At 75.2% G+C, this 25,174-nt stretch carries 20 protein-coding genes; 16 read left to right on the forward strand and 4 right to left on the reverse strand.

The window, feature by feature from the left end; translation table 11 throughout:
- Window positions 1-74 precede the first annotated feature (74 nt).
- Window positions 75-1,487 (forward strand): glutamine synthetase family protein, encoded by a 1,413-nt coding sequence (locus tag amrb99_RS21965; RefSeq protein WP_206700054.1) that lies wholly within the window; start codon window positions 75-77, stop codon window positions 1,485-1,487.
- Here amrb99_RS21965 and amrb99_RS21970 read toward each other — a convergent pair.
- Entirely contained in the window at window positions 1,484-1,678 is a 195-nt protein-coding gene (locus amrb99_RS21970; protein ID WP_190858935.1) for a hypothetical protein, read from the reverse strand. The genes amrb99_RS21965 and amrb99_RS21970 overlap by 4 nt on opposite strands.
- Window positions 1,679-1,757: 79 nt before the next feature.
- Between amrb99_RS21970 and amrb99_RS21975 the strand changes: the two genes are divergently transcribed.
- The 3 genes from amrb99_RS21975 to amrb99_RS21985 all read left to right on the forward strand — a co-directional run bounded on the left by amrb99_RS21975 (window position 1,758) and on the right by amrb99_RS21985 (window position 4,406).
- Window positions 1,758-2,291, forward strand: coding sequence for a CGNR zinc finger domain-containing protein (locus amrb99_RS21975; RefSeq protein ID WP_190858937.1), 534 nt, complete (start codon window positions 1,758-1,760; stop codon window positions 2,289-2,291).
- Between the two features lie 181 nt (window positions 2,292-2,472).
- Window positions 2,473-3,813, forward strand: a complete 1,341-nt coding sequence (locus tag amrb99_RS21980; RefSeq protein WP_190858939.1) for an aromatic acid exporter family protein — start codon at window positions 2,473-2,475, stop codon at window positions 3,811-3,813.
- A gap of 35 nt (window positions 3,814-3,848) precedes the next feature.
- A complete protein-coding gene (locus amrb99_RS21985; protein ID WP_190858941.1) occupies window positions 3,849-4,406 on the forward strand; it encodes an NAD(P)H-dependent oxidoreductase in 558 nt (185 codons plus the stop codon).
- Here the strand turns inward: amrb99_RS21985 and amrb99_RS21990 are convergent.
- Window positions 4,341-5,726 carry an MFS transporter gene (locus tag amrb99_RS21990; RefSeq protein ID WP_190858943.1) on the reverse strand — a complete coding sequence of 462 codons (1,386 nt, stop codon included), beginning with the start codon at window positions 5,724-5,726 and terminating at the stop codon, window positions 4,341-4,343. The two genes, amrb99_RS21985 and amrb99_RS21990, sit on opposite strands and share 66 nt — an antisense overlap.
- Before the next feature lie 60 nt (window positions 5,727-5,786).
- On the opposite strand from amrb99_RS21990, the gene amrb99_RS21995 reads away from it, so the two are divergent.
- The 4 genes from amrb99_RS21995 (at window position 5,787) to amrb99_RS53255 (ending at window position 9,380) form a co-directional block, all read left to right on the forward strand.
- On the forward strand, window positions 5,787-6,353 hold the full coding sequence (locus tag amrb99_RS21995; protein ID WP_206700055.1) for a TetR/AcrR family transcriptional regulator: 567 nt from the start codon (window positions 5,787-5,789) through the stop codon (window positions 6,351-6,353).
- Between the two features lie 80 nt (window positions 6,354-6,433).
- The gene (locus amrb99_RS22000; RefSeq protein ID WP_190858945.1) at window positions 6,434-7,015 is read left to right on the forward strand and encodes a TetR/AcrR family transcriptional regulator; all 582 of its coding nucleotides are present in this window, start codon (window positions 6,434-6,436) and stop codon (window positions 7,013-7,015) included.
- A 48-nt stretch (window positions 7,016-7,063) separates the two neighbouring features.
- On the forward strand, window positions 7,064-7,855 hold the full coding sequence (locus tag amrb99_RS22005; RefSeq protein WP_190858947.1) for an MBL fold metallo-hydrolase: 792 nt from the start codon (window positions 7,064-7,066) through the stop codon (window positions 7,853-7,855).
- A gap of 166 nt (window positions 7,856-8,021) precedes the next feature.
- Window positions 8,022-9,380 (forward strand): NAD(P)-binding protein, encoded by a 1,359-nt coding sequence (locus tag amrb99_RS53255; protein ID WP_190858949.1) that lies wholly within the window; start codon window positions 8,022-8,024, stop codon window positions 9,378-9,380.
- A 12-nt stretch (window positions 9,381-9,392) separates the two neighbouring features.
- On the opposite strand, the gene amrb99_RS22015 is transcribed toward amrb99_RS53255, so the two are convergent.
- A complete protein-coding gene (locus amrb99_RS22015) occupies window positions 9,393-11,633 on the reverse strand; it encodes an ATP-dependent RecD-like DNA helicase (RefSeq protein WP_347256787.1) in 2,241 nt (746 codons plus the stop codon).
- A 309-nt stretch (window positions 11,634-11,942) separates the two neighbouring features.
- Between amrb99_RS22015 and amrb99_RS22020 the strand changes: the two genes are divergently transcribed.
- From amrb99_RS22020 to amrb99_RS22035, 4 genes are all read left to right on the forward strand, one after another.
- Window positions 11,943-12,257 carry a hypothetical protein gene (locus amrb99_RS22020; RefSeq protein ID WP_190858953.1) on the forward strand — a complete coding sequence of 105 codons (315 nt, stop codon included), beginning with the start codon at window positions 11,943-11,945 and terminating at the stop codon, window positions 12,255-12,257.
- A 51-nt stretch (window positions 12,258-12,308) separates the two neighbouring features.
- Window positions 12,309-14,066 (forward strand): M28 family peptidase, encoded by a 1,758-nt coding sequence (locus tag amrb99_RS22025; protein ID WP_190858956.1) that lies wholly within the window; start codon window positions 12,309-12,311, stop codon window positions 14,064-14,066.
- 103 nt (window positions 14,067-14,169) lie between these two features.
- Complete coding sequence (locus amrb99_RS22030) at window positions 14,170-15,471, forward strand: serine hydrolase domain-containing protein (protein ID WP_241755789.1); 1,302 nt, start codon at window positions 14,170-14,172, stop codon at window positions 15,469-15,471.
- A gap of 67 nt (window positions 15,472-15,538) precedes the next feature.
- Window positions 15,539-16,042, forward strand: coding sequence for a GNAT family N-acetyltransferase (locus amrb99_RS22035; protein WP_190858959.1), 504 nt, complete (start codon window positions 15,539-15,541; stop codon window positions 16,040-16,042).
- A gap of 10 nt (window positions 16,043-16,052) precedes the next feature.
- Here the strand turns inward: amrb99_RS22035 and mtnA are convergent, their stop codons facing one another.
- Window positions 16,053-17,087: an S-methyl-5-thioribose-1-phosphate isomerase gene (gene mtnA, locus amrb99_RS22040; RefSeq protein WP_190858960.1), complete on the reverse strand. Its 1,035-nt coding sequence runs from the start codon at window positions 17,085-17,087 to the stop codon at window positions 16,053-16,055.
- Between the two features lie 159 nt (window positions 17,088-17,246).
- Here mtnA and amrb99_RS22045 point away from each other — a divergent pair, with 159 nt between their 5' ends.
- The 4 genes from amrb99_RS22045 (at window position 17,247) to amrb99_RS22060 (ending at window position 25,167) form a co-directional block, all read left to right on the forward strand.
- Complete coding sequence (locus tag amrb99_RS22045) at window positions 17,247-18,020, forward strand: hypothetical protein (RefSeq protein WP_190858963.1); 774 nt, start codon at window positions 17,247-17,249, stop codon at window positions 18,018-18,020.
- Window positions 18,017-19,576 carry a DNA polymerase Y family protein gene (locus amrb99_RS22050; RefSeq protein WP_190858965.1) on the forward strand — a complete coding sequence of 520 codons (1,560 nt, stop codon included), beginning with the start codon at window positions 18,017-18,019 and terminating at the stop codon, window positions 19,574-19,576. Before amrb99_RS22045 ends, amrb99_RS22050 begins: the two co-directional genes overlap by 4 nt.
- Window positions 19,577-19,608: 32 nt before the next feature.
- The gene (locus tag amrb99_RS22055) at window positions 19,609-22,905 is read left to right on the forward strand and encodes an error-prone DNA polymerase (protein ID WP_190858967.1); all 3,297 of its coding nucleotides are present in this window, start codon (window positions 19,609-19,611) and stop codon (window positions 22,903-22,905) included.
- A gap of 123 nt (window positions 22,906-23,028) precedes the next feature.
- Window positions 23,029-25,167, forward strand: a complete 2,139-nt coding sequence (locus amrb99_RS22060; RefSeq protein WP_190858969.1) for a protein kinase — start codon at window positions 23,029-23,031, stop codon at window positions 25,165-25,167.
- Window positions 25,168-25,174 lie beyond the last annotated feature (7 nt).

A 25,174-nucleotide genomic window follows, 5' to 3' on the forward strand; every position in this document is an offset into this window, starting at 1 on the left:
CTTCCTACGATGCCTCTGCGGGCACCCGCCCTGCGGGAAGGCCCGCGTCCGCCGCCATGACCGGGAGCCGCACCGTGGAACAGACCTTCGACACCGTCCTCGACGGGCAGGAGCGCGCCCGGCGGGGCGCGCGGGCGGCCGAGGCCGCCCGGCGGCTGGCCGGGGAGGACATCGCCGCCGTCGCGCTGACCTGGGTGGACGTCAGCGGGATCACGCGCACCAAGACCGTCCCGGTCGGGCGGCTGGAGCACGCGGCGACCTGGGGCGTCGGGATGTCTCCGGTGTTCGACGTGTTCCTGCTGGACGACTCGATCGTGTCCGGCCGGTACGCCGGCGGCCCGGTCGGCGACCTGCGGCTGCACCCCGACCTGGACCGGCTCGTCCCGCTGGCGGCGCTGCCGGGCTGGGCGCACGCCCCCGCCGACCGGTACGCGCAGGACGGCGCCGCCCACCCGCTCGACGCGCGGGCGCTGCTGCGCCGCGAGACCGACCGGCTCGCCGCGGGCGGCTGGGCGGCCCGGACGGCGTTCGAGATCGAATGGGCGGTGTCGGCCACCCCGGACGAGTTCACGCCCGCCTGCCACGGCCCGGCGTACGGGATGACCCGCGTCAGCGAGCTGGCCGGCTACCTGCGAGCGCTGCTCATCGCGCTGGACCGGACGGGCGTCTCGGTCGAGCAACTGCACCCCGAGTACGCCGCCGGGCAGTACGAGGTGTCGGTGGCGGCCGAGGACCCGGTCGGCGCCGCCGACACCGCCGTCCTGGTCCGGGAGACGATCCGGGCGGTGACGCTGGAGCACGGCATGCACGCCTCGTTCTCCCCGAAGGTCGTGGCGGGCTCCGTCGGCAACGGCGCGCACGTCCACCTGAGCCTCTGGCGGGAGGACACCGGGGACGGCCCGGCGAACGCGATGGCGGGCGGTCCGGGGCCTTGCGGGATGACGGACGCGGGCCAGGCGTTCGCGGCGGGGATCCTGGACCGGCTGCCCGCGCTGCTGGCGATCGGGGCGCCGGCGGCGGCGAGCTACCTGCGGCTCGTCCCGTCGCACTGGGCGGGGGCGTTCGCGTGCTGGGGGCTGGAGAACCGGGAGGCGGCGCTCCGGTTCGTCACCGGCGCGGAGGGCGAGCGCGACCATGCGGCGAACCTGGAGATCAAGTGCTTCGACGGGGCCGCGAACCCCTATCTCGCGCTCGCGGCGCTGCTGGCGGCCGGGCGGGCCGGGCTGGACGCGGGGCTGACGCTGCCGGACCCGGTCGAGGTCGACCCGGCCGGGCTCTCCGGCGAGGAGCGCGCCGCGCGCGGCGTCCGGCCGCTGCCGGTCTCGCTGGCGGAGGCGGTGGCGGTGTTCGAGGAGGACGCGATCCTGCGGGACGCGCTGGGCGAGGCGGTGACCGACACGGTCGCGGCCGTCCGGCGGGGCGAGGTCGCGCTGTTCGACGGCGCGGCGCCGGAGGAGATCGCGGCCGCGACCCGCTGGCGGCACTAGCGGCCGGGCTCGGGCGGGTCGGCGGTGCCGGCGGTGCCGGCGACGGCGCCGGGCGCGAACGGCTGGACGCGCACCTCCAGCTCGCCGCAGGCGCAGCGGGTGTAGCTCACCACCCCCTCGGAGGTGAGGTGCCGGGACAGCACCTCGTAGACCTCGGAGCGGGGCCAGCCACAGTGCGGGCAATCCTCCACGGCGCGTCCTCAGGGAAGCTTGTAAGGGTTAAAATCAGGATGCCATTTACAGGATGGCATGGGAGCGGGAGCCGGGGCAATGCGGATAACCGGGTACAAAAGCCACGGGGTGGCGGCGGCCGTCGCCCTGGTCAACGCCGTGACCAGCGCCGACGGCGACGACTCCGTGGACGCGCTGCGCGAGCTGCTGCGCGTGAACGGGTTCTTCTGGCACGAGTTCGACCCGGCCGACGCCGGGGAGTTCCGCCGGTGGGGGCGAACGCTGCGCCGGTTCTTCGACGCCGCCGACCTCGACGAGGCGATGCGCCTGCTGAACGGGCTGATGCTGGAGCTGCCGCTGCACCCGCACCTCGCCGAGCACGACCCGCACGGCGTGCACATGCACTACGCGCCGCCCTCGTCCCGGCTGCCGGACCGGTTCCGCGCGACGACGCTGATGCACCTCGCGGAGCTGGTCGTCGAGCACGGCATCGACCGGACGGGCGTCTGCGACGCCGAGGGCTGCGACCGCGTGTACGCCGACACGTCGCGGGCGGGGCGGCGCCGGTTCTGCTCGGAGTCGTGCGCGAACCGGACGAACGTCGCGGCGTTCCGCGCCCGCCGCCGCGGCTGACCGCGGCCCGCCGCCGGCGGCCGAGGCGGCCGGCCGGAGCGCTTCGGCACGCCCGATCGCGGGGTTTGCCGGGACTTTGCCCCGCATCGGGAAGGAAGCGGATCGGCGTCCTCTTGAGTATCGAGTGCCCGAAAGGGCATGCCGACCCACGTACCGCTGATCCCTACCCACGTGTGCACAGATGCCTTTCGTTTTCCGCCGTCCCGGCTTCCTCGACCGCCCCGGTCTCCGCGACCGGTCCGGCCGCGCCGTCCGCTCGCCGATCCAGGTGGCGACCGAAGCCCCGTCGTCGGTGTACCGGATCGCGCGGCTGACGCTCACCGCCGTCGCCGCGTTCCTGATCGCCCGGTTCGTGCTGCCGAGCACCGGCCAGCCGCCGCTGCTCGCGCCGCTGACCGCGCTGCTGGTCGTCCAGCACTCCGTCTACGAGACGATCAAGCACAGCCTGCTGCGGGTCGGCGCGGTCACCTCCGGGGTGATGATCGCCGTCCTGTTCGCCCACGGGGTGGGGTTCTCCTGGTGGAGCCTCGGCCTGTCGATCCTCGCGGCGCTGGTCATCGGGCAGGTGCTGCGGCTCGGCGACCAGTTGCTGGAGGTGCCGATCAGCGCGATGCTGATCTTCGCGCTGGGCGCGTCCAACTGGCCCGGCGCGACCGACCGGATCCTGGAGACGCTGGTCGGCGCCGCCACCGGGCTGGTCGCCACGTTCCTGGTGCCGTCGGTGCGGGTGCGGCCCGCGGAGGAGGCCGTCCAGGACGTCGCCGAGCAGCTCCGCGAGCTGATCCAGGACATCGCCGACGGGCTGCAGGGCGACCGCACCGAGGGCGAGGCGGCCCGGTGGCAGGAGGAGGCGGAGCGGTTCGCCCGCGACATCGGCCGCACCGACCAGGACCTGCGGGACGCGGAGGAGAGCGTCCGGCTCAACCCCCGCACCCAGGCGCGGCGGCTGGTGGACGCGGGCGTCGCGCTGCGCAACGCCGTCGAGACGATGGAGCACTTCACGCTGTCGCTGCGCGGGCTGACCCGGTCGCTGGCCGACGACGAGCGGCTCGGCCCGCGCGGCCGGCTGCTCACCGATCCGACGCTGCGCCGCCAGCTCGGCGACGCGCTGGCCGGGATCGCCGCGAGCGTCGCCGCCTACGGCCGGCTGGCCCGCTCGGACCTGGCCACCGACGCCCGCCCGTACCTGGCGGAGAACGAGCTGGAGGTGCGGGTGGACATCGCCCGCGAGCGGCGCGCCCGGCTCACCCGCAGCCTGCATGAGCGGGCCGCGGCGGGCGACCTGTGGCCGCTGTACGGCGAGGTGTCCATGGACATCGACCGGCTGATCGAGAACCTGCGCGTCGAGCACCGCGCCCGCGCCCGCGAGCACTGGCGGCGGCACCGGGGCGCGACCCGGCACCTGCCGGAGCGGCCGGTCCGGGTCGTCCAGCAGGCGGGGCACCAGCTGCGCCGCGCGGCCGCGTCCGCCGCCGCCGCGGCCGAGCGGACCGCCCGCGACTCCGACGACTTCTACCGCTGAACGCGGCGGGGCGCCGGCCCGGCTAGTTTGGGATCATGGCGACGTTCCGGGTGCTGATGATCTGCGGGAGCCTGCGCAAGGGCTCGACGAACGAGGCGGCGCTGCGCACCGCCCTGGCCGTGGCCCCGCCCGTACTGGACGGGACGATCTACACCGGAATGGGCGATCTCCCGCACTTCAACCCCGACGACGACCGGGAGCCGCTGCACCCGGCCGTGGCGGGCCTGCGCGCCGCGATCGGCGCGGCGGACGCCCTGCTGCTGTGCACGCCCGAGTACGCAGGCGCGCTGCCCGGCTCGTTCAAGAACCTGCTGGACTGGACGATCGGCGGCGGCGAGATGTACGGCAGGCCGGTCGCGTGGATGAACGTCGCGTCGCCCGCCGCCCCGGCCGGGGGCGAGGACGCGCACGCGTCGCTGCGCAAGGTGCTCGGCTACGCGAGCGCCGAGATCGTCGAGGCCGCCTGCGCCCGCGTCCCGGTCACGCGCCCGGACGTGGGCGAGGACGGCCTCGTCCACGCCGACGCCCTACGCGACCAGATCGCCGGAGCGCTCGGCGCGCTCGCCGCCCACCTCGCCGCCCCGCGCCCGTAGGCGGAGCGCCAGCAGGAGCGCGGGCAGGGCGCCGAGGACGGCGATGCACGCCGCGGTGACGAGCATCGCGCCCAGCCCGCCCAGCCGGTACGGGACGCCGAGCACGGCGACGCCCGCGGCGATCCCGGCCTGCTTGGCGGCGCTGGTGATGCCGCCCGCGACGCCCGCGCGTTCCGGCGGCGCCGCCGCGAGCGCGACCTGGCTGGAGACGAGGTTGCCGATCCCGCCGAGGCCGCCCACGACGAACCCGGGCACCAGCGCCGGCCACGAGCGGGCCGGGTAGGCCGCCAGGAGCAGCAGCGAGGACACCGCGATCAGCAGCGGGCCGAGCGCGACGAGGACGGCCGGCGGGAACCGGTGCGAGACGCGGGCGAGCAGCAGCGGCGTCGCGAGGGCGGGGAGGCTGTAGGTGAGGAACCACGTCCCGGCCCGCGCCGGCGAGGTGCTCATCTCGCCCTGCGCGTAGAGCGAGAAGTAGCCGAGGGCGGCGGCTCCGGCCGCGTGGTAGGCGAACGCGGCCGCCGCGTTGGCCGCGTAGAGCCGGTCGCGCAGCAGCGACAGGTCGATCATCGGCTCGGGGACGCGGCGCACCGCGAGCACGGCGGCCCCCACGGCGGCCGCCGCCAGCGGGAGCAGCACGCCGGGGGCGTTCCAGCCGAGGCGCGGCCCCTCGATCAGCGCCCACATCGGGCCGCCGAGCGCGGTGGTGAGGCAGGCCGCGGCCACCGCGTCGAACGGGCGGGGCCGGGGGTCGCGGGACTCGCGGACGGCCGGCAGGGCGACGGCGAGCGCCGCCAGCCCGACCGGCACGTTCAGCAGGAAGATCGCCCGCCAGCCGAACAGCCCGGTGAGGACGCCGCCGGCGAGCGGGCCGGTGGCGATCGCGGCGCCGGACGCGGCGGCGAACACGCCGATCGCCCGGTTGCGGGCGCGGCCCGCCGGGTAGGCGGCGGCCAGCAGCGGCGACGCCGTCCCGTACAGCACGGCCGCGCCGCAGCCCTGGACGGCCCGCAGCGCGGCCAGCGCGCCCGCGGTCGGCGCGAGCGCGCAGGCCAGGGACGCGGCCGTGAACGCGGCGAGGCCGGCCAGGAACGTCCGGCGGCGCCCGAGCCGGTCCGCCAGCGCCCCGGCGGGCAGCAGCAGGACGGCGAGCGCGATGGCGTAGGCGTCGATGGCCCACTGCACCCCGCTGAGGCCCGCGTCCAGGCGCCGCCGCAGGTCGGGCAGCGCGACGTTGACCCCGACGAGGTCGAGGACGAGCAGGTAGCCGGCCGCCGAGGCGACGGCCGTGGTCCACGCCGGACGGTGCGCGACGCGCATGGCGCCTCCTTAATATACAGCGTAGATATACGGCGTATATTAAGGGCTAGACTGCGATCCGTGAAGACCCCGGCCCAGCGCGGGCGCGGCACCCGCGGCCTCACCAGGGACGAGGTGCTCGACGCGACCGTGGACCTCGCGGAGGAGCGCGGCCTCGACGCGGTGAGCATGCGCGCCGTCGCCGACCGGCTCGGCGTGACCCCGATGGCCCTGTACCGCTACGTCGGTGACAAGCAGGGGCTGCTGGACGGGCTCGTCGAGCGCCTGCTGCGCGACATGCCGGACGACGACCCGGCGCTCCCCTGGCGGGACCGGCTGCGCGCGTTCGGGTCCGGCATCCGCGCGATCGCGCGCCGGCACCCCGACCTGTTCATGCTGCTGCTCACCCGCCCGACCGTCACCGAGGAGTCGCGCCGCCCGCGCAACGCGATCCAGGCGATGCTGCGCGACGCCGGGGTGCCGGAGGACGTCGTCCGCCCGCTGCAGCGGCTGCTCGACACGGTCGGCATGGGCCTGGCCGCCTCGGAGGCGAACGGCCGGTTCACCGGCGACCCCGAGGGCGTCGAAGAGGTGTACGACCTGGCGGAGGAGATCTTCATCGCCGCCATCGAGCGGTACGCCTCGTAACCGCACCGCGCATTCAGCCTCTCCAAAAATAGGGAGACCGGTCTATTGAATCGTTAGACCGGTCGGTCTAGAGTGGCGGCATGGCACCACGGGGCGAGACGAGAGAACGGGTCCTGCGGACGGCGGCGGAGCTGTTCCAGCGGCAGGGCTACCACGGCACCGGGCTGAACCAGGTGCTGGCCGAGAGCCGGGCGCCGAAGGGATCGCTGTACTTCCACTTCCCGGAGGGCAAGGAGCAGCTGGCGTCGGAGTCGGTGGCGCTGGCGGGCCGGGAGGTCGGCGACTCCCTCGCGGAGGCGGTCCTCGCCGCCGGGGACGCGCGGGCCGGCCTGGCGGCGATGGGCGGGTACTTCGCCCGCAACCTCCTCGACTCGGACTTCGCGAAGGGGTGCCCGGTCGCGACCGTGGCCCTGGACTCCGCCGCGGAGAGCGAGCCGATCCGCGCGGCGTGCGACACCGTCTACGGGGAGTGGCGGCAGGGCATCGCGCTGGCGCTGCGCGGCTGGGGCGTCCCGGACGACCGCGCCGAACCGCTCGCCGCGACGGTCCTGTCCTCGCTGCAGGGCGCCATCATGCTCGCCCGCGTCCAGAAGGACACGACCGTCATCGACACGGTCACCGCCCACCTCGCCGACCTCGTCGAGCAGACCACCACTCGCTGACCCGCGGCGAGCCGCCGCAGGTCAGCGCATACAGGGAGGCGTTTCGTCATGCGCGTGCACCATCTGGACTGCGCCCGGATGCGGGAGATCGAGCCCGCCGACGGGCCGGACAGCCCGCTGAGGCCCGCCCACGGCGTCAGCCACGTCCTCGTCGTGGAGACGGACGCGTCCGGGCTCGTCCTGGTCGACGCCGGGATCGGCACCGGCGACATCGCGGACCCGTCCGGGCGGCTGATGGACGACTGGGTGGAGATGACCCGGCCGGCGCTCGACCCCGCGACGACGGCCGCGGCGCAGATCGAGGCGCTCGGCCTGTCCCCCTCGGACGTCCGGCACATCGTGGTGACGCACCTGCACCGCGACCACGCGGGCGGGCTGAGCGACTTCCCCGACGCGGCCGTGCACCTGTTCGAGGCGGAGCGGGCGGACGGCGGCAAGACCCCGGCGCAGCTCGCGCACGGCCCGAAGTGGGTGACCTACGACAGCGGGCCCGGCGAGCACTGGAACGGGTTCGACGGCGTGCGGCCGCTCGACGGCATTGCCGAGGACGTCCTGCTGATCCCGTTGCACGGGCACACGCCCGGCCACGCCGGGGTCGCGGTGCGGGACGGGGACCGCTGGCTGCTGCACGCGGGCGACGCGTACATGTACCACGGCGAGGTCGACCGGCCCGATCCCGTCGGGCATCCGCTGATGGACCTGGTCCAGGCGAGCGGGGAGGTCGACCGGGAGCAGCGGCTCGCCGGTGTGGCGAGGCTGCGCGAACTGGTCCTCGACCCCGGCAGCGGCGTCGAGGTGTTCTCGGCGCACGACCCCTGGGAGTTCGCCCGCTACCGGTGAACCAACGGGGGCGCCGCGCCCGAGCCGGCGCTGGCCGGCCCTGATCAGCCGTCGTTCTTCACCGCAGTGCGATCGCGAGGGTGTCCGGGACTGTCATCACGAGACGTCCCGGGCGCCCTCGTCGGCATGCCCGGCCGGGACATCGGCTTCGAGTGAGCGGAGGAACGTGAGCCGTCAACAGCGCGTGCTCGTGGTAGGGGACACCGAGATAGCCCGCCGCACCTGCGGCGCACTGACACGGCAGGGGACGCGCGCCCTCCACCTGCCCCAGCCCGACGACCAGCGGCTCCAGAGCGCGCTGACCGACGACGTGGACGCGGTGGCGCTGCTGGTGCGCGGCGACGTGATCGCGCTGCGGTACGCGCTGCTGGTCGAGTACCTGCGGCCCGGGATCCGCCTGGTGGTCCTGCTGTTCGACCGCACCATCGCCGACCAGCTGCTGACGACCATGCCCAACTGCCAGATCACCTCCCCCGCCGACATCGCGGTGCCGGCCATCATCGGCGCCTGCATGGGCGACCCCGTCCTCGCCGTCGACACCGCGTCCTCCCCGCCCCGCGTCATCAGCGGCACGCCCGACGGGATCGACACCCGGGACTGGCGCCCGCGGCACCGCGTCCGCAACCTCGCCAGGACGCTCGCGGGACAGATCCGCCCGCACGACCGCACGAGCCGCCTCCTGCTGACCGGGCTCGGCGGGCTGGCCTTCACCCTGCTGGTCGAATGGCTGCTGGCGACCCTCGCGCTGCACGCCGACCCGCTCACCGCCTTCTACACGGCGACCCGGATCGTCGCCACGGTCGGGCCGGGCGAGACCGGGCACGCGCCCGGCTGGTACCTCGCCGCGGCCAGCGTCAACATGCTGCTCGGCGTCGTCTACACCGCGCTGTTCACCGCCGGGATCGTCAACCGCTTCCTGTCGGCGCGGAGCATCGACATCGTCGGCCCGCGGATCCGCCCGAGCCGGGACCACGTCGTGGTGGTGGGGCTCGGGCAGGTCAGCCTGCGCCTGTGCATGGCCCTCAGGAAGCTGGGCATCCCGGTGATCGCGGTGGAGCGCGACCCGCGGGCCGCCAACCTCCGGCTCGCCAGGTCCGCCGGCATCCCCGTCCTGATCGCCCACGCGCAGGACCGCGAGGTGCTCGCCGGGCTCGGCCTCGAACGGGCCCGCGCGCTCGCCGCGATGGGAGCCGACGACCTCGACAACGTCGAGGTCGCCATCGCGGCCCTGGCCATCGCCCCGCGCCTGCACGTCGTCCTGCGCGCGGGCGACAGCGCCGTGATCAGCGAGACGAGGTCGCTGTTCTCCATCGGGGAGGTCTGCGACATCACCGCCCTGAGCGTCCACGCCGTCGTCCACGGGCTGAACGGGCACTCCCCTCGCTTCGTCCACCCCTACCGCGGCGGCATCGTCGCCCATCCCCCCGCCCCGGCGGACGCGGACGCGCCGGCGCCCGACGCGCCGCCGTCCGAAGCGGAGGAGGCGACGCTCGTCTCCTCGTCGTCCGTCCGGTGCGGCTGCTGAGCCGCCCGCCCGCTACGGGTGGTTGAGGCGGTGGGCGAGGGCCGTGTGGCGGCGGCCCGCGCCCGCCGTGCGGACGGCCGCGGCGAGCGCCCGCCGCGACCCGACCAGCACGACCAGCTTCTTCGCGCGGGTGATGCCGGTGTAGAGCAGGTTGCGGCGCAGCATCATCCACGCGCCGGTCGTCAGCGGGATCACGACCGCCGGGTACTCGCTGCCCTGCGACCGGTGGATCGTGATGGCGTAGGCGTGCGCCAGCTCGTCCAGCTCGTCGAAGCCGTAGTCGATGCTCTCGTCCTCGTCCGTGAGGACGGTCAGCGACTGCTCCTCCAGGGACACGGCGGTGACGACGCCGACCGTCCCGTTGAACACGCCCGCCTCGCCCTTGTCGTAGTTGTTGCGCAGCTGGGTGACCTTGTCGCCGACGCGGAACACGCGCCCGCCGTAGCGGCGCTCCGGACGGTCGTCCCGGTGCGGGGTGAGGGCCTCCTGGAGCTGCGCGTTCAGCGCCCCCGCCCCGGCGACGCCGCGGTGCATCGGGGTGAGGACCTGGACGTCGCGGCGCGGATCGAGGCCGAACCTGCGCGGGATCCGGTTGGCGACGACGTCGACGGTCAGGTCCGCCGCCTCCTCCTGCTCGTCGCAGGCGAACAGGAAGAAGTCGGGGTAGCCGCGCGTCTGCGGGTGCTCGCCGGTGTTGACGCGGTGCGCGTTCACCACGATCCCGGACCGCTGCGCCTGCCGGAAGATCTTCGTCAGCCGGACGCGCGGGACCGCCTCGGCACCGAGCAGGTCGGCCAGCACCTCGCCCGCGCCGACCGACGGGAGCTGGTCGACGTCGCCGACCAGCAGCAGGTGCGCGCCGCGCGGGACCGCCTTGACCAGCTTGTTCATCAGGATCAGGTCGACCATCGAGCTCTCGTCGACCACGACGAGGTCGGCGTCGAGCGGGCTGTCCTGGTCGTACTTGGCGTCCCCGCCGGGCTGGAGCTGCAGCAGCCGGTGCACGGTCGCGGCCTCGTGCCCGGTCAGCTCGGCGAGCCGCTTGGCGGCCCGCCCGGTCGGCGCGACCAGCACGATCTTCGCCCGCTTCGCGGCGGCGAGCTCCACGACGGACCGGACGGTGAAGCTCTTCCCGCAGCCGGGCCCGCCGGTGAGGACCGCGACCTTGGACGTCAGCGCGAGCTTGACGGCCTCCTCCTGCTCGGGCGCGAGGGCCTGCCCGGTGCGCTTCTTCAGCCACGGCAGCGCCTTGTCCCAGTCGACGTCCGCGAACGCCCCGAGCCGGTCCTCCTTCGCGTCGAGCAGCTCGCGGAGGCCGCGCGCCACCGACCGCTCCGCCCGGTGGAACGGGACGAGGTAGACGGCCGGGATCGTCGCGGCGTCGTCGCCCTCCCCCGGGATCGGCTCGCGGACCACGCCCTCGTCGCGGGCCAGCTCGTCCAGCGCCGGGACGATCAGCTCCCGCTCCACGCCGAGGATCTTCTCCGCCGCCGTGACGAGGTTCGGCTCGGGCAGGAAGCAGTGCCCGTCGTCGGCGGCCTCCGACAGCGTGTACTGGAGGCCCGCCTTGATGCGCTCCGGGCTGTCATGCGGGATCCCCACGGCCTGCGCGATCGTGTCGGCGGTCTTGAACCCGATGCCCCACACGTCCGCCGCGAGCCGGTAGGGCTCCTTCTGGACGGTCTCCACCGACCGGTCCCCGTACTGCTTGTAGATGCGGACGGCGAGCGACGTCGAGACGCCGACGCCCTGCAGGAAGACCATCACCTCCTTGATGGCCTTCTGCTCCTCCCACGCGTCGGCGATCCGCTTCGTCCGCTTGGGGCCGAGCCCGGGGACCTCGACGAGCCGCTCCGGCTCCTCCTCGATGATCCGCAGGATGTCGGTGCCGAAGTGGCCGACCATCCGGTCCGCCATCACCGGCCCGATGCCCTTGATCATGCCGGAGCCCAGGTAGCGGCGGATGCCCTGCACGGTCGCCGGGAGCACGGTGGTGTAGGAGTCGACCTCGAACTGCTTGCCGTACTTCGGGTGCGACCGCCACCGACCGCTCAGCTTCAGGCTCTCCCCCACCTGCGCGCCGAGCAGCGCGCCGACCACGGTGAGCAGGTCGCCGCCGGTCCGCTCCGTCGCGACCCGCGCGACGGTGTAGCCGGTGTCCTCGTTGGCGTAGGTGACGCGCTCCAGCACCGCCTCCAGCACGACCGGACGCGGCGGTTCGGGCTGAGCCGGGTTCGGGGGGCGCGACGTCACGAACCTCATGATGTCGGATCCGCGGCACCGCTCCGACCCGATCCTCGACGGCTCGTTCGACATCCCGGCGCGGGGACGACGCGGGCGGGCGTTCGCGGGATGTGTCGGCGCAAACCTCCGGATCTCGGGTCCGTGCGGCGCGGCCGGGCCGATTTTCTTGATCGTCAGCGGAACATGCAGATCATCGCGGTCGGGAAGTGATCTTGTCGGCCGGACCGTGGCCGGATCCGGCAGCGGTTCTGGATCTTCCGTTGATCGCGACGTACGTTCCGGGCGCACCCGTACCGCACGTACTGGGAGGTAACGCTGGTGTTCCGCTCCCGAACCCCGGCACTGGCGGCCCTGAGCGCCGCCGCCGTCACTCTCGCCGCAGCCGCCCTCGACGCCGCCCCCGCCACCGCCCAGCCCGCTGCTGGGAACGATCCAATCGCCGGTTTCACCGCGCAGGGCTCCCGCTGGCAGCGCCAGTACGAGAAGCTCTTCAGCGCCCTCCCGTCACCGCAGGTGGCCCGCTCGCTGGACGCCGAGCTGTCGAGCGAGCCCGCCGTCACCACGACGACCGGCGACTGGCATCGCGTCCAGCGGATCGTGAAGCGGTTCGCGTCGTACGGCCTGAAGCCGTAGGTCAAGACCTATTACGCCTACACGTCCCTGCCGAAGAAGGTCAACCTCCAGATGACCGCGCCGCAGGCCGCGACGCTGCCGGTCAAGGAGAAGCCGCGGCCCTGGCAGAAGCACTTCGACGAGGTCATCCCCGCGCACAACGGGCTGTCGCCGTCCGGGGACGTGCAGGGCGAGGTCGTCTACGCCAACTACGGCCGCCCCCAGGACTTCGAGCAGCTCCAGAAGGCCGGCGTCTCGGTCAAGGGCAAGATCGTCCTCGTCCGGTACGGGCAGGTGTTCCGCGGGATCAAGCCGCGCGACGCCGCCCGGTACGGCGCCAAGGGCGTGCTGATCTACTCCGACCCGGCCGACGACGGGTTCGCCCGGGGCCCGGTGTACCCGGACGGGCCGTGGCGCGCGTCCGACGGCATCCAGCGCGGCAGCGTCGCGCAGATCCAGCTCGCCTCCGGCGACCCGCTGACGCCCGGCTGGTCGGACGACTCCCCGAAGGCCCGGCGGCTGAAGCCGTCCGAGGCGCCGATGCTGCAGGGACTCGTCCCGACGCTGCCGATCTCCTACGGCGCCGCCGAGCCGCTGCTGCGCTCGCTCACCGGCGCACAGGCGCCGGACGGCTGGCAGGGCGGCCTGCCGTTCACCTACCGCCTCGGCCCCGGCGGCACCAAGGTGCACCTCGACCTCCAGAACACCTTCCAGGTCCGCAAGCTGTGGGACGTCACCGTGACGATCCCCGGCAGCGAGCGCCCCGACCAGGAGGTCGTGCTCGGCGCGCACCACGACGCGTGGGCGTACGGCAGCGACGACAACCTGTCCGGGACGGAGAACGTCCTGCAGATCGGCCGCGCGCTCGGCACGCTCCTCAAGCAGGGCTGGCGGCCCAAGCGGACGGTCGTGCTCGCCACCTGGGACGGCGAGGAGTACGGCCTGTTCGGCTCCACCGAGTACGCCGAGCAGCAGGGCGAACGGCTCCGCAACGCCGTCGCGTACGTGAACATGGACGGCGCGGGCGGCTCCCAGTTCGGCGCCGAGGCGACGCCCGCGCTGGACCAGTCCGTCATCGACGCGGCCAAGGAGGTCGCCTGGCCCGGCACGAGCGGGACGGCCTATGACGCGTGGAAGGCGCAGAACGACGGCACGACCCCGATCGACCGCATCGGCGGCGGCTCGGACTTCCAGGCGTTCTTCCAGCGCTACGGCGTGCCCGCGATGAACCTCGGCTCCTCGTCGCCGGGATCGTCGGGCAACTACCACTGCTCGTGCGACGACTTCTACTGGATGTCGCACTTCGGCGACCCGACCTGGCAGTACCACGCGGCGATGTCCCGGCTCGTCGGCATCGCGGCGCTGCGGCTCGCCGACGCGGACGTCATCGCGATGCGGTACTCGCCGTACGCCGCCGAGACCGCCCAGTACCTGACCGCGTTCACCGAGCAGCAGCGCACGCGGCTCGGCAAGGTCGTGGTGGACGTCTCGCGCGACATCGACCAGGCCAAGGCGTGGCAGAAGGCCGCCGACGCGTTGCAGGCGCGCGCGCAGCAGGCCCTCGGCAAGGGCGACACGGCGGAGTTCCGGCGGCTGAACGCCAAGCTCATGCAGGACGAGCGCGACCTGCTGGCCCAGTCGGGCCTGCCGGGCCGGCCCTGGTACCGGCACCAGATCTACGCCCCGGGCATGGACACCGGCTACGCCACGCAGCGGCTCCCCGGCCTCAACGACGCGCTGTTCCTGCAGAACGACCCGGCGGCCGCGAAGGCGTACGAAGCGCGCCTGTACGACTCCCTCCGCGCGGCCACCCGCACCCTCACCCCGTAAAGCAGGGCCGCTCTGCGGCGCGATCCGCCAGGGCACCGTGCGGACCATCGCGATCACCGGACAGTCCCTCGTGATCATGATTCGGGACGCAACGGGAGGCACGATGGCCGCGGATCGGCTCAGCCGGCGCGACTTCGGCAAGATGATGGGACTGGCCGGGCTCGGGCTGACCGCGCCCGCCCTCGCGGGCGGGTGCGGGACCGAGACCCGGCGGGCCGCGCCCGCCGCGGGCACCCGGACCTGGCGCGTCAGCGGGGCCGCCGGGGCGGGCCTCGGCGGCTTCGACTCCGCGGTCAAGACGCTGATGCAGGCCCGCGACATCCCGGCCGGCGCGCTCGCCGTGATGCGCCAGGGCAAACTGCTGCTGGCGCGCGGCTACACCTGGAGCGACGACACGGCCCTGAGCGTCCAGCCCACGTCGCTGTTCCGGCTCGCGAGCCTGAGCAAGGCGGTCACCGCCGCGGCCGTCATGACGCTGGTCCAGGCCGGGAGGCTCGGCCTGGACGCGCCCGTGACGAGCCTGCTGGCGCTGGCGCCGCCGGCGGGCGGGTCGCTGGACCCGCGCCTCGGGCAGGTCACCGTCCGGCGGCTGCTCCAGCACCTCGGCGGATGGGACCGCGACATCTCCGGCGACCCCACCTACAAGGACCGCAGCATCGCCGCCCTGCTCGGCGTCCCCCTCCCCGTCTCGAAGGAGGACATGGTCCGCTACGGGGCGGGATGGAAGCTCGACCACGACCCCGGCACCACCTACGCCTACAGCAACTACGGATATCTGCTCCTCGGCCAGATCGTGGAGAAGGTCTCCGGCACGGACTACGCCTCCTACGTCCAGCAGAAGGTCCTCGGGCCGATGGGGATCACGCGCATGCGGCCGGGCAGGTCCCTCGAGAAGGACCGCGCGCCGGGCGAGGTCCCGTACTTCTCCCAGCGCACCGGGCCGTCGGTGTTCGACGCGGCGGGCACGACCGTCCCCGCGCCCTACGGCTCGTTCAACGTGGAGAACCGCACCCCGATGGGCGGGTGGCTCGCCTCCGCCGTCGACTACGTCCGGTTCACGAAGATCTTCGACGGCGGCACGGGCGTGCTGAACTCCGCGTCCCTCGCCTCGGTGTTCGCCAAGCCCGAGACCGGGCTGAACTCCGGCGGCTCCTACTACGGCTTCGGCTGGTTCGCCCGGGACGTCACGGGCGGCCGCAACACCTGGCACGACGGCGCCTACGACGGCACGAGCACCATCGTGACGCGCCGGTACGACGGCGTGACCTGGGCCCTGCTGTTCGACCAGCGCGACGACCCGTCCGGCCTGCCCTACGACTACACCACCTTCAGCGCGCCGCTGCACACGGTCGCGAACGGGCTGACGACCTGGCCCTCGGTGGACCTGTTCGGCACCTACTTCTAGGGCCCCGACGCTTCTAGGACCCCGACGGCATCCGTTTCGCGAAGTTCATGGCGGTTACAAGGCGATCATGGACATCGAGATCACGGCGGGGACGGCGGACGACATCGACTCTCTGGAGCCGCTGTGGCTGGCGATGCTCGACCACCACCGCCGCGTGACCGGCGCGCGGTGGCCGGTGCGCGGCGCCGCCGACTCCTGGGAACGCTGCCGCGCGGAGTACCGGACGTGGCTCGACGAGGACGGCGCCCTCCTGCTCATCGCCCGGCCCGCCGCCCCGGCGGCCGGGCCGGACCCGGCCGGGTACCTCGTCTGCCGGCTCCGGTCGTCGGGACCGACCTTCGACCTCGGCGCGCGGCGCGGCGAGGTGGACTCCCTCGTCGTCTCCGACGCGGTCCGCGGCAACGGCGTCGGCTCCGCGCTCCTCCGGGCGTGCAAGGAGGAGCTGCGGAGCCGCGGCGTCACGTACTGGTCGATCGGCGTGGTGGAGGCCAACCGGGACGCGGTGCGGCTCTACGAGCGCATGGGCTTCGGCTCCTGGAGCCGCGAGCTCCTCGCCCGCGTGGACGACTGAGACCGCCTGATCACCCGGTCGGCCGTGCCCCGCCGGGGGTCTCGCCCTTCGCCACCTCCAGGACGCCCGTCTCGGTGACCAGCGCGGTCACCAGGCGGGCGGGGGTGACGTCGAACGCCGGGTTGAACGCGCCGGCGCCGTCCGGGGCCGTCCGGACGCCGCCCCAGGCCAGCACCTCGTCCGCCGCCCGCTCCTCGATCGGGATCCCGTCCCCGGACGGGAGCGCCAGGTCCACGGTGCTCCACGGCGCGGCGACCACCAGCGGGACGCCCGCCGCCGCGCACGCCAGCGCCACGCCCAGCGAGCCGACCTTGTTGGCGGTGTCGCCGTTCGCCGCGATCCGGTCGGCGCCGATGACGGCGACGTCCACCAGCCCGCGCAGGATCGCGCCGGGCGCGGCGCCGTCCGCCTGCACCAGGCACGGGATCCCGGCCCGCACCAGCTCCCAGGCCGTCAGGCGGGCGCCCTGCAGCAGCGGGCGCGTCTCGTCGACGTAGACCGTCTCGACGCGGCCCCGGCCGTGCAGCTCGCGGACGACGCCGAGGGCCGTCCCCCACCCGGCGGTCGCGAGCGCGCCGGCGTTGCAGTGGGTGAGGACGCGCAGCGGACGGTCCGGCGTGCGGGCGGCGATCCAGTGCGCGCCGAACGCGCCGATGGCCCGGTTGCCCCGCACGTCCTCGTCGAGCAGGGCCTGCGCCTCGGCGACCACGGCGTCCACGCCCTTCGGGACGAGCGGGACGGCCCGGTCGACGCCCGCCGCGAGGTTGACCGCCGTGGGGCGCGCCTCCCGGATCCGGGCGATCGCCGCGTCGCGCGCCGCGCCGTCCCAGCCCTCGCGCTCGGCCTGGAGCAGCGCGACGGCGACGCCGAACGCGCCGGCCACGCCGAGCGCGGGCGCGCCGCGCACCACGAGCCGCCGGATCGCGTCCACGAGCCCGCCGACGTCCCGCACCACCACGTGCTCGACGCGCCCGGGCAGCACGGTCTGATCCAGCAGCCGCAGCCCGTCCCCGGCCCATTCCACGGTGCGCACGTCGTCGGTCATACCGCCCATTCTGCCTCCCGGACGCCGGGAAGCCTTACCCGGCAGGGCTTTCCGGCCGCCCGCACGCACCCGCTGTTCCATACCGTGACCTGCGGTAACTTGACAGGGGTCGAACCTGTGTTCGAAATTAGGCGGAGGGGCGCGAGAGGAGGGACGACCGTGCCGGAGGCGGCGCTGCGGGACCTGGCGAGGTCGCTGGAGCACGCGTCCGCGCCGCCCGCCCGCGCGGTCCCCGTGCTGCCCGCCCTGCGCCCGGTGATCCCCAGCGGGCTGCGCCCCGGCTCGCTCGTCGGCCTGGACGGGCCCGGCGCGGCCTCGCTCGCCCTCGCGCTCGTCGCGGGCGTCTCGCGGCACGGCGGCGAGGACGGCGCGGGCGGCTGGTGCGGGATCGTCGGCGTCCCGTCGTTCGGCGTCGTCGCCGCCGCCGGGATGGGCGCCGAGCCCGAGCGGCTGCTGCTGGTCGACGACCCCGGCGACCGCTGGCCGGACGTCGTCGCCGCGCTGGCCGAGGCGGTCGAGCTGGTGCTGCTGTGCCCGCCGGAGCGCCCCGGCGCCGCCACCGTCCGCCGGCTGTCCGCGCTCGCCCGCAAGCACGGCTGCGTCCTCACGCTGACCGGCCCCTACGCCCGCGACTGGCCGGGCGTACGGCTGCGGCTGCGGCTGGACGGCGTCGCCTGGGAGGGCGTCGGCGACGGCCACGGGCGGCTGCGCGGCCGCCGCGCCCGGGTGGTCGCCGAGGGCCGCGACGCCCCGGGCCGGGGCCGCCGCGCCGACCTGTGGCTGCCCGCCGCCGACGGAACCGTGGCGCCCGCCGCCCCGGCGCGGCGGCCGCTGGAGATCGTCCCGCCGCCCGCGGTGAAGGACGGCGCGCCCGTCCACACCCGCCGCGACGGCGCACCGGCCGCCGTCGCCGTCAGGGAGGGGATCGCGTGACGCGGGTGCTGGCGGTGTGGTGCCCGGACTGGCCCGTGACGGCCGTCGGGGTGGACGCCGGGACGGCCGGGGCCGTGGTGGTCCAGGGGCGGATCGCGGCGTGCTCGGCGGCGGCGCGGGCCGAGGGCGTCCGGCGCGGGCAGCGGCTGCGGGACGCCCAGCGCCGCTGCCCCGACCTGGTGGTGCGGGAGCGCGACACCGACGCCGAGGGGCGGCTCTTCGAGGCGGTCGTGGAGGCGGTCGCGGAGCTGGCGCCGCGGGTCGAGGTGGTCCGCCCGGGGCTGTGCGCGATCGCGGCGCGCGGCCCGGCGCGGTTCTACGGCGGCGAGGAGGCGCTGCGGGTCCTGGTGCAGGACACGGTCGTCGAGGCCGGGCACGACTGCGGGTCCGGGATCGCGGACGGCCTGTTCGCCGCCGAGCTGGCCGCGCGCGCCGGGCAGGGCGGCGTGGTCGTGCCGGAGGGCGGCGCGGCGGCGTTCCTCGCGCCGTACCCGCTGTCGGTGCTGGACCGCCCGGAGCTGGCCGACCTGCTGGCGCGCCTCGGCATCAGGACGCTCGGCGCGTTCGCGGAGCTGCCGTCCGGGCACGTCGCGGGGCGGTTCGGCGCGGACGGGGCGCTCGCGCACCGGCTGGCGCGGGGCGAGGAGCCGCGCCCGATCGCGCCGGTCCGCGCGGCGGCGGACCTGTCGGTCCGCGCGGCGTTCGACCCGCCCGCCGAGCACGCCGAGCAGGTCGTGTTCACGGCGAAGCGGCTGGCCGGCGAGCTGCACGACGGGCTTGCGGCGGGCGGCCTGGCATGCGTGCGGCTGGAGGTCGAGGCCGGGTTCGCCGACGGGCACGTCCTGCGGCGGCTGTGGCGGCACGACGGGCGGCTGTCGGCGCTCGCGGTCGCCGAGCGGGTGCGGTGGCAGCTGTCGGCGTGGCGGGACGGCCGCCCGGCGGCGGGCACCGACCCCGAGGGCATCGAGGCGCCCGCCGGGGAGGAGGCCGTGTGGGGCGGCGTGACCTGGCTGGAGCTGACGCCCGACCAGCTCGTCCCGGACGGCGGGCGGCAGGAGGCGCTGTGGGGCCGGACCGCCGTCACCGACCGCATCGCCCGCGCCGCCGACCGGATCCAGGGGCTGCTCGGGCACGGCGCGATCACCCGTCCGGTGCTCGCGGGCGGGCGCGGGCCGGGCGAGCAGGTCGTCCGGGTGCCGGTCGGCGACCTGCCGCCGGCGAACCCGCCGGACGGGCCCTGGCCGGGCCGGCTGACCGCGCCCGCGCCCGCCGTGGTGCCGGTCGCGGCGCCGGAGGCGGAACTGCTCGACGCGGACGGCGCCCCGGTGGAGGTGTCGGCGCGCTGCGCGGTGTCGGCGCCGCCGGCCGCGCTGCTGCTCGGCGGCCGCCCGTCGGCGGTGACCGGGTGGGCGGGCCCGTGGCCCGCGGACGAGCGCTGGTGGGACCCGGCGCACGCGCGGCGCCGCGCCCGCTTCCAGGTCGTCACCGAGGACGGCGCCGCGTACCTCCTGGCCGTCGAAGGCCGCCGCTGGCACGTGGAGGCCGCCTATGACTAGCGGTCCCCCTTCCGCCGGCTCGGGGGTGCGCCGTGGGGTGGCGTAATCCGGCGATCCCGTGGCGGGAGTTCGAGGAGCGGCTGTCGTGGCGGTCCGGGGAGCGGCCGCCGGACGAGGCGCGGGACGAGGCGCCGCCGGAACCACGGCAGGAGACGCGGGAGGCGCCGCGGCGCGCGGAGGGCGGCGTGCCGTGGGCGGAGCTGCACGTCCACTCGTCGTTCAGCTTCCTCGACGGCGCCAGCTCACCGGACGCGCTGGTCGCGGAGGCGGCGCGGCTCGGCGTCGAGACGATGGCGGTCACCGACCACGACGGGATGTACGGGGCGGTCCAGTTCGCGCAGGCGGCGCACGAGTCGGGCATCGGGACGGTGTTCGGCGCGGAGCTGAGCCTCGGGCTGCCGGGCCCGCAGACCGGCGAGCCCGACCCGGCGGGGCGGCACCTGCTCGTCCTGGCGCGCGGCCCGGAGGGCTACGGGCGGCTCTGCTCGGCGATCACCGGGGCGCAGCTCGCGGGCGGGCGCAAGGGCCGTCCGGTGTACGACCTGGACGCGCTCGCCGGGGCGCACGGCGGGCAGTGGGCGGTGCTGACCGGCTGCCGCAAGGGACCGGTCCCGGCGGCGCTGGAGTCCGGCGGCCCGGACGCGGCCGAGCGGGAGCTGCGCAAGATGATCGGGATGTTCGGCCGGGACAACGTGTTCGTGGAGCTGGTCGACCACGGCCACCCGGACGACGACGAGCGCAACGACGCGCTGTTCGCGCTGGCCGCGCGGGTCGGGGCGGGCGTCGTCGCGTCCAACAACGTGCACTTCGCCGCGCCGGGCGGCGACGCGCGGCTGGCGCAGGCGATGGCGGCGGTGCGCGCGCGCCGCAGCATGGACGACATGGTCGGCTGGCTGCCCGCGAGCGGCACCGCGCACCTGCGCAGCGGAACGGAGATGGCGGCGCGGCTGGCGCGCTTCCCCGGCGTCCTCGACCGGACGGCGGAGCTCGGCCGCGAGTGCCGGTTCGGCTTCGACGTGGTCGCGCCCCGGCTGCCCGACTGGCCCGTCCCGGACGGCCACACCGAGGCGACCTGGCTGCGGCACCTGGTGAAGGAGGGCGCGCTGAAGCGGTACGGGCCGCCGGAGCGCGAGCGGGTCTCCGGCGCGTACGCGCAGATCTCCAAGGAGCTGGACGTCATCGAGCAGCTCGACTTCCCCGGCTACTTCCTGATCGTCCACGACATCGTGGAGTTCTGCCGGAGAGAAGGCATCCTGTGCCAGGGGCGCGGGTCGGCGGCGAACTCGGCGGTCTGCTACGCGCTCGGCATCACCGGCGTCGACGCCGTCCGGCACGGGCTGCTGTTCGAGCGGTTCCTGTCCCCCGGCCGCGACGGCCCGCCCGACATCGACCTCGACATCGAGCACAGGCGCCGCGAGGAGGCCATCCAGTACGTCTACCGCAAGTACGGGCGGGAGTGCACGGCGCAGGTCGCGAACGTCATCAGCTACCGGCCGCGCATGGCCGTCCGGGACGCGGCGCGCGCGCTCGGGTTCTCCCCCGGCCAGCAGGACGCTTGGTCCAAGGGCATCGACCCCCGCGACCCGGTCGGGTCGGAGACCGACATCCCGGCGCCCGTCATGGAGCTGGCCGGGCGGATGCTGACGCTGCCCCGGCACCTCGGCATCCACTCCGGCGGCATGGTCATCGCGGACCGCCCCGTCGGCGAGGTCTGCCCCATCGAGTGGGCGACGATGCCGAACCGCAGCGTCCTGCAGTGGGACAAGGACGACTGCGCCGCCGCCGGCCTGGTGAAGTTCGACCTGCTCGGCCTCGGCATGCTCGCGGCCCTGCACGACTGCTTCGACCTCGTCGCCGAGCACCACGGGCAGCGGCACGACCTCCAGTCGATCCCGCCGGAGGACCCCGAGGTGTACGAGATGCTGTGCGACGCCGACACCGTCGGGGTGTTCCAGGTCGAGTCGCGCGCGCAGATGGCGACGCTGCCCCGGCTGCGGCCGCGCGAGTTCTACGACCTGGTGGTGGAGGTCGCGCTGATCCGCCCCGGCCCGATCCAGGGCGGGTCCGTCCACCCGTACCTGCGGCGCCGCAAGGGCCTCGAACCCGCGACGTGCCCGCACCCGCTGATGGAGCCGGCGCTGCGGCGCACGCTCGGCGTCCCGCTGTTCCAGGAGCAGATGATGCAGCTCGCCGTGGACTGCGCCGGGTTCACCCCGAACGAGGCCGACCAGCTGCGGCAGGCGATGGGCGCCAAGCGCGCGCCCGAGCGCGTCGAGCGCCTCCGCGAGCGGCTGCTCAACGGGATGGCCGAGCGCGGCATCCCCGCCGGCATCGCCGAGGACGTCTACGAGAAGATCCTCGGATTCACCGGCTTCGGGTTCCCCGAGTCGCACGCGCAGAGCTTTGCGCACCTGGTGTACGCGAGCGCCTGGCTGAAGCGGCACTTCCCCGCCGCGTTCACGGCCGCGCTCGTCCGCAACCAGCCGATGGGGTTCTACAGCCCGCAGTCGCTGCTGGCGGACGCGCGGCGGCACGGCGTCGTCGTCCGGGGCGTGGACATCAACGCCAGCAACGTGCATCCGACGCTGGAGGAGCCCGTCGAGGTGGCGTCGGACCATCCGCACGCGCCCGCCGCGCCGCAGCCCGCGATCCGCGTCGGCCTCGCCGGCATCCGCAACCTCGGCGAGGACACCGCCGAGCTGATCGCGGCCGGACGCCCCTACACGAGCATGGAGGACCTGGCCCGGCGCGTCCCCGTGTCGGCGGCGGCGCTGGAGGCGCTCGCGACCGCCGGGGCGTTCGGCTGCCTCGGCATGACGCGGCGCGAGGCGCTGTGGGCGGCGGGCGCCCTCGCCGGCACCGGCCCCGGGCAGCTCGAAGGCGTCACGCCCGGCGCGGCGGCCCCCGCGCTGCCGCCGATGACGCCGATCGAGGAGACCCTCGCCGACCTGTGGGCGACCGGCGTCTCCCACACCCACCCCGTCGCGCACGTCCGGGACGCGCTCGACGAGCTCGGCGCCCTGTCGTCCGAACGCCTCGCCGCGACGCCGTCGGACACCAACGTCGTCGTCGCGGGCCTGGTCACCCACCGGCAGCGCCCGCCGACCGCCGGCGGCATCGTGTTCATGACGCTGGAGGACGAGACCGGCATCATCAACGTCGTCTGCCCGCCGCAGGTGTTCCAGCGGCACCGCGGCCTGGCCGTCGACTCGCAGGCGCTGCTGGTCGGCGGGCGCCTCGAACGCGCCGACGGCGTCACCAACGTCCGCGCCACCCGGCTGCGCCGCCTCCCCGTCCCCGGCCGGGTCCGCGCCCGCAACTTCCACTGATCGCGGGCCGAACGCGGGCCCTGCCGGGCGCGTCCCACATGTGTCATCGTTGTCACGGAGAGGGTCGCGTGCCGCCGTGGAGGCGGCCGCCAAGGCGCGGCTCCGGCGAAAGGCAGATCGCCGATGGAGAGCCCACGCTCACAGCCACGGCCCACCGCACCCGCGCCGCGGGAGCTGGAGCCGGACGATCCGACGCGGGTCGGGCGGTACCGCATCGAGGCCCGGATCGGCGAGGGCGGCATGGGCGCGGTGTACCTCGGCCGCGACCCCGGCGGGCGCGCCGTCGCGGTCAAGGTCGTCCGCCCCGACCTCGCCGGCGACCGGATGTTCCTCGCCCGCTTCCACGACGAGGCCGCGCACGCCCAGCGGGTCGCGTCGTTCTGCACCGCGCAGGTGCTGGAGCACGGCGACGACCTCGGCCTCGCCTACATGGTCACCGAGTACATCGAGGGCCCCTCGCTGCTCGACCACGTCACCGCCACCGGGCCGCTGTCGCCCGGCATGCTGCACGGCGTCGCGGTCGGCGTGGCCGCCGCGCTGGTCGCGATCCACAGCGCGGGCCTGGTGCACCGCGACCTCAAGCCGAGCAACGTGCTGCTGTCCATCTCCGGCCCGCGCGTGATCGACTTCGGCATCGCGCGGGCGCTGGACGCCGCGTCCTCGCACACCCGGACCGGGCAGGTCGTCGGCACCCCCGGCTGGTTCGCGCCCGAGCAGATCACCGCGCAGCGGATCACCACGGCGGTGGACGTGTTCGCCTGGGGCTGCCTGGTCGCGTTCGCCGCGACCGGCCGCAACCCGTTCGGGCAGGGCTCCTTCGAGCTCATGGCGGCGCGCGCCGTGCACGCCGAACCGGAGCTCGGGCCGGTGCCGGAGCCGCTGGCCGGGCTCGTCCGGGCCGCGCTGCGCAAGGACCCCGACCAGCGGCCGAGCGCCCGGGAGCTGCTGCTCGACCTGGTCGGCGGCGCCGGCGAGGCCGACGTGTCGCACACCCTCGGCGCGTCGTGGACGACCCCGCCGGTCCCCCGGCCGGACGTCACGTCCCGCGACCCCGGCGGCGCGGCGCCCCGGCCGCACTCGCCCGGCGGCGCGGCCCCGATGCCGCAACCGCCCGCCGGCGGTGCCGGGCCGGTGCCGCATCCGGCGACGGCGCCCGCGAACGAGCTCGCCCAGGCCGCTCCGGCGCCCGAGAGCGAGCGCCGGCAGCAGATCCCGCACGCCCGGACCACGCCGTCCCACGAGGCGTACGCCTCCCCCGAGATCGGCCCGCCGCCCGTGACGGTGCCGCACGGACGGCGCGACCGCCGCGGGCCGGTGATCGCGGCGGCGGGCGCCGTCCTCGTGGCCGCCCTGGTCGCGGCCGGGGGCGCCTACTTCCTCACCCGCCCCGACGGCGACCACGGCAAGAGCGGCGGCAGCGCCGCCCCCGCCACGGGATTCCCCTCCGGGCCCATGCTGGTGCGGATCGACACCCGGCCCGGCTGGCCGAAGGACTGCCACGCCGACATCGGCACCTACACGCCCGGCTCCGCCGCGCCGAAGACGCTCGTCGGCGGCCCGTCCTGCGACACGCTCCCCGAACGCTCACCGGACGGCACGCGCATCGCGTTCAGCCGGTCCAGCGGCGGGACGAACTCGGCGTGGGTCATGAACGCCGACGGGTCGGACGCGCGGAAGGTCACCGACATCGCGGGCGGGCGGGTGACCTGGTCGCCCGACGGCAAGCGGCTCGCCTTCATGGGCGGCGCCGGCGTCGGCGACACCACCGGGACCCACCAGATCTACGCGATCGCCCTCGACACCCGCACGGTCACCCGGCTCACCGGCGACGACTCGGCCAAGGACGACCCCATGTGGTCGTCCAAGGGGCAGATCGTCTTCTGGAGCAGGAAGGACGGCGCCGAGCAGATCTACACCCTCGACCCCGACCACCCGTCGCGGCAATGGACGCGGCTGACCAAGGACGGCGTCCGCGCGGTCGACCCGGAGTGGTCGCCGGACGCCTCCAAGATCGCCTACACGCACGGGCCCTCCGCGACGAGCGACATCTGGCTGATGAACGCCGACGGCTCGAACCCGCACCCGCTCACCACGGGCGGCGCCCACGCCATGGACCCGGGCTGGTCCCGCAACGGCCGCTGGCTCTGCTACGTCAGCGGCCCGGTCGGCACGCCGGAGATCCACGCCGTCCGCGCCGACGGCACCGGCGACCGCGTCATCACCCCGGCGGGCCAGGTCCTCGGCCACCCGAGCTGGTCATGACGGCCCG

Origin of the sequence: Actinomadura sp. RB99 (genome assembly GCF_014706005.1) — a bacterium.
Lineage (GTDB): Bacteria > Actinomycetota > Actinomycetes > Streptosporangiales > Streptosporangiaceae > Spirillospora.

Coding starts and splice junctions, on each gene's coding strand:
- amrb99_RS22000 (WP_190858945.1), top strand. CDS start 6,434: ATGGCACCACGGGGCGAGACGAGAGAACGGGTCCTGCGGACGGCGGCG.
- amrb99_RS22005 (WP_190858947.1), top strand. CDS start 7,064: ATGCGCGTGCACCATCTGGACTGCGCCCGGATGCGGGAGATCGAGCCC.
- amrb99_RS21990 (WP_190858943.1), bottom strand. CDS start 5,726: ATGCGCGTCGCGCACCGTCCGGCGTGGACCACGGCCGTCGCCTCGGCG.
- amrb99_RS22060 (WP_190858969.1), top strand. CDS start 23,029: ATGGAGAGCCCACGCTCACAGCCACGGCCCACCGCACCCGCGCCGCGG.
- amrb99_RS21985 (WP_190858941.1), top strand. CDS start 3,849: ATGGCGACGTTCCGGGTGCTGATGATCTGCGGGAGCCTGCGCAAGGGC.
- amrb99_RS22030 (WP_241755789.1), top strand. CDS start 14,170: ATGGCCGCGGATCGGCTCAGCCGGCGCGACTTCGGCAAGATGATGGGA.
- mtnA (WP_190858960.1), bottom strand. CDS start 17,087: ATGACCGACGACGTGCGCACCGTGGAATGGGCCGGGGACGGGCTGCGG.
- amrb99_RS21975 (WP_190858937.1), top strand. CDS start 1,758: ATGCGGATAACCGGGTACAAAAGCCACGGGGTGGCGGCGGCCGTCGCC.
- amrb99_RS21980 (WP_190858939.1), top strand. CDS start 2,473: ATGCCTTTCGTTTTCCGCCGTCCCGGCTTCCTCGACCGCCCCGGTCTC.
- amrb99_RS22035 (WP_190858959.1), top strand. CDS start 15,539: ATGGACATCGAGATCACGGCGGGGACGGCGGACGACATCGACTCTCTG.
- amrb99_RS22025 (WP_190858956.1), top strand. CDS start 12,309: ATGACCGCGCCGCAGGCCGCGACGCTGCCGGTCAAGGAGAAGCCGCGG.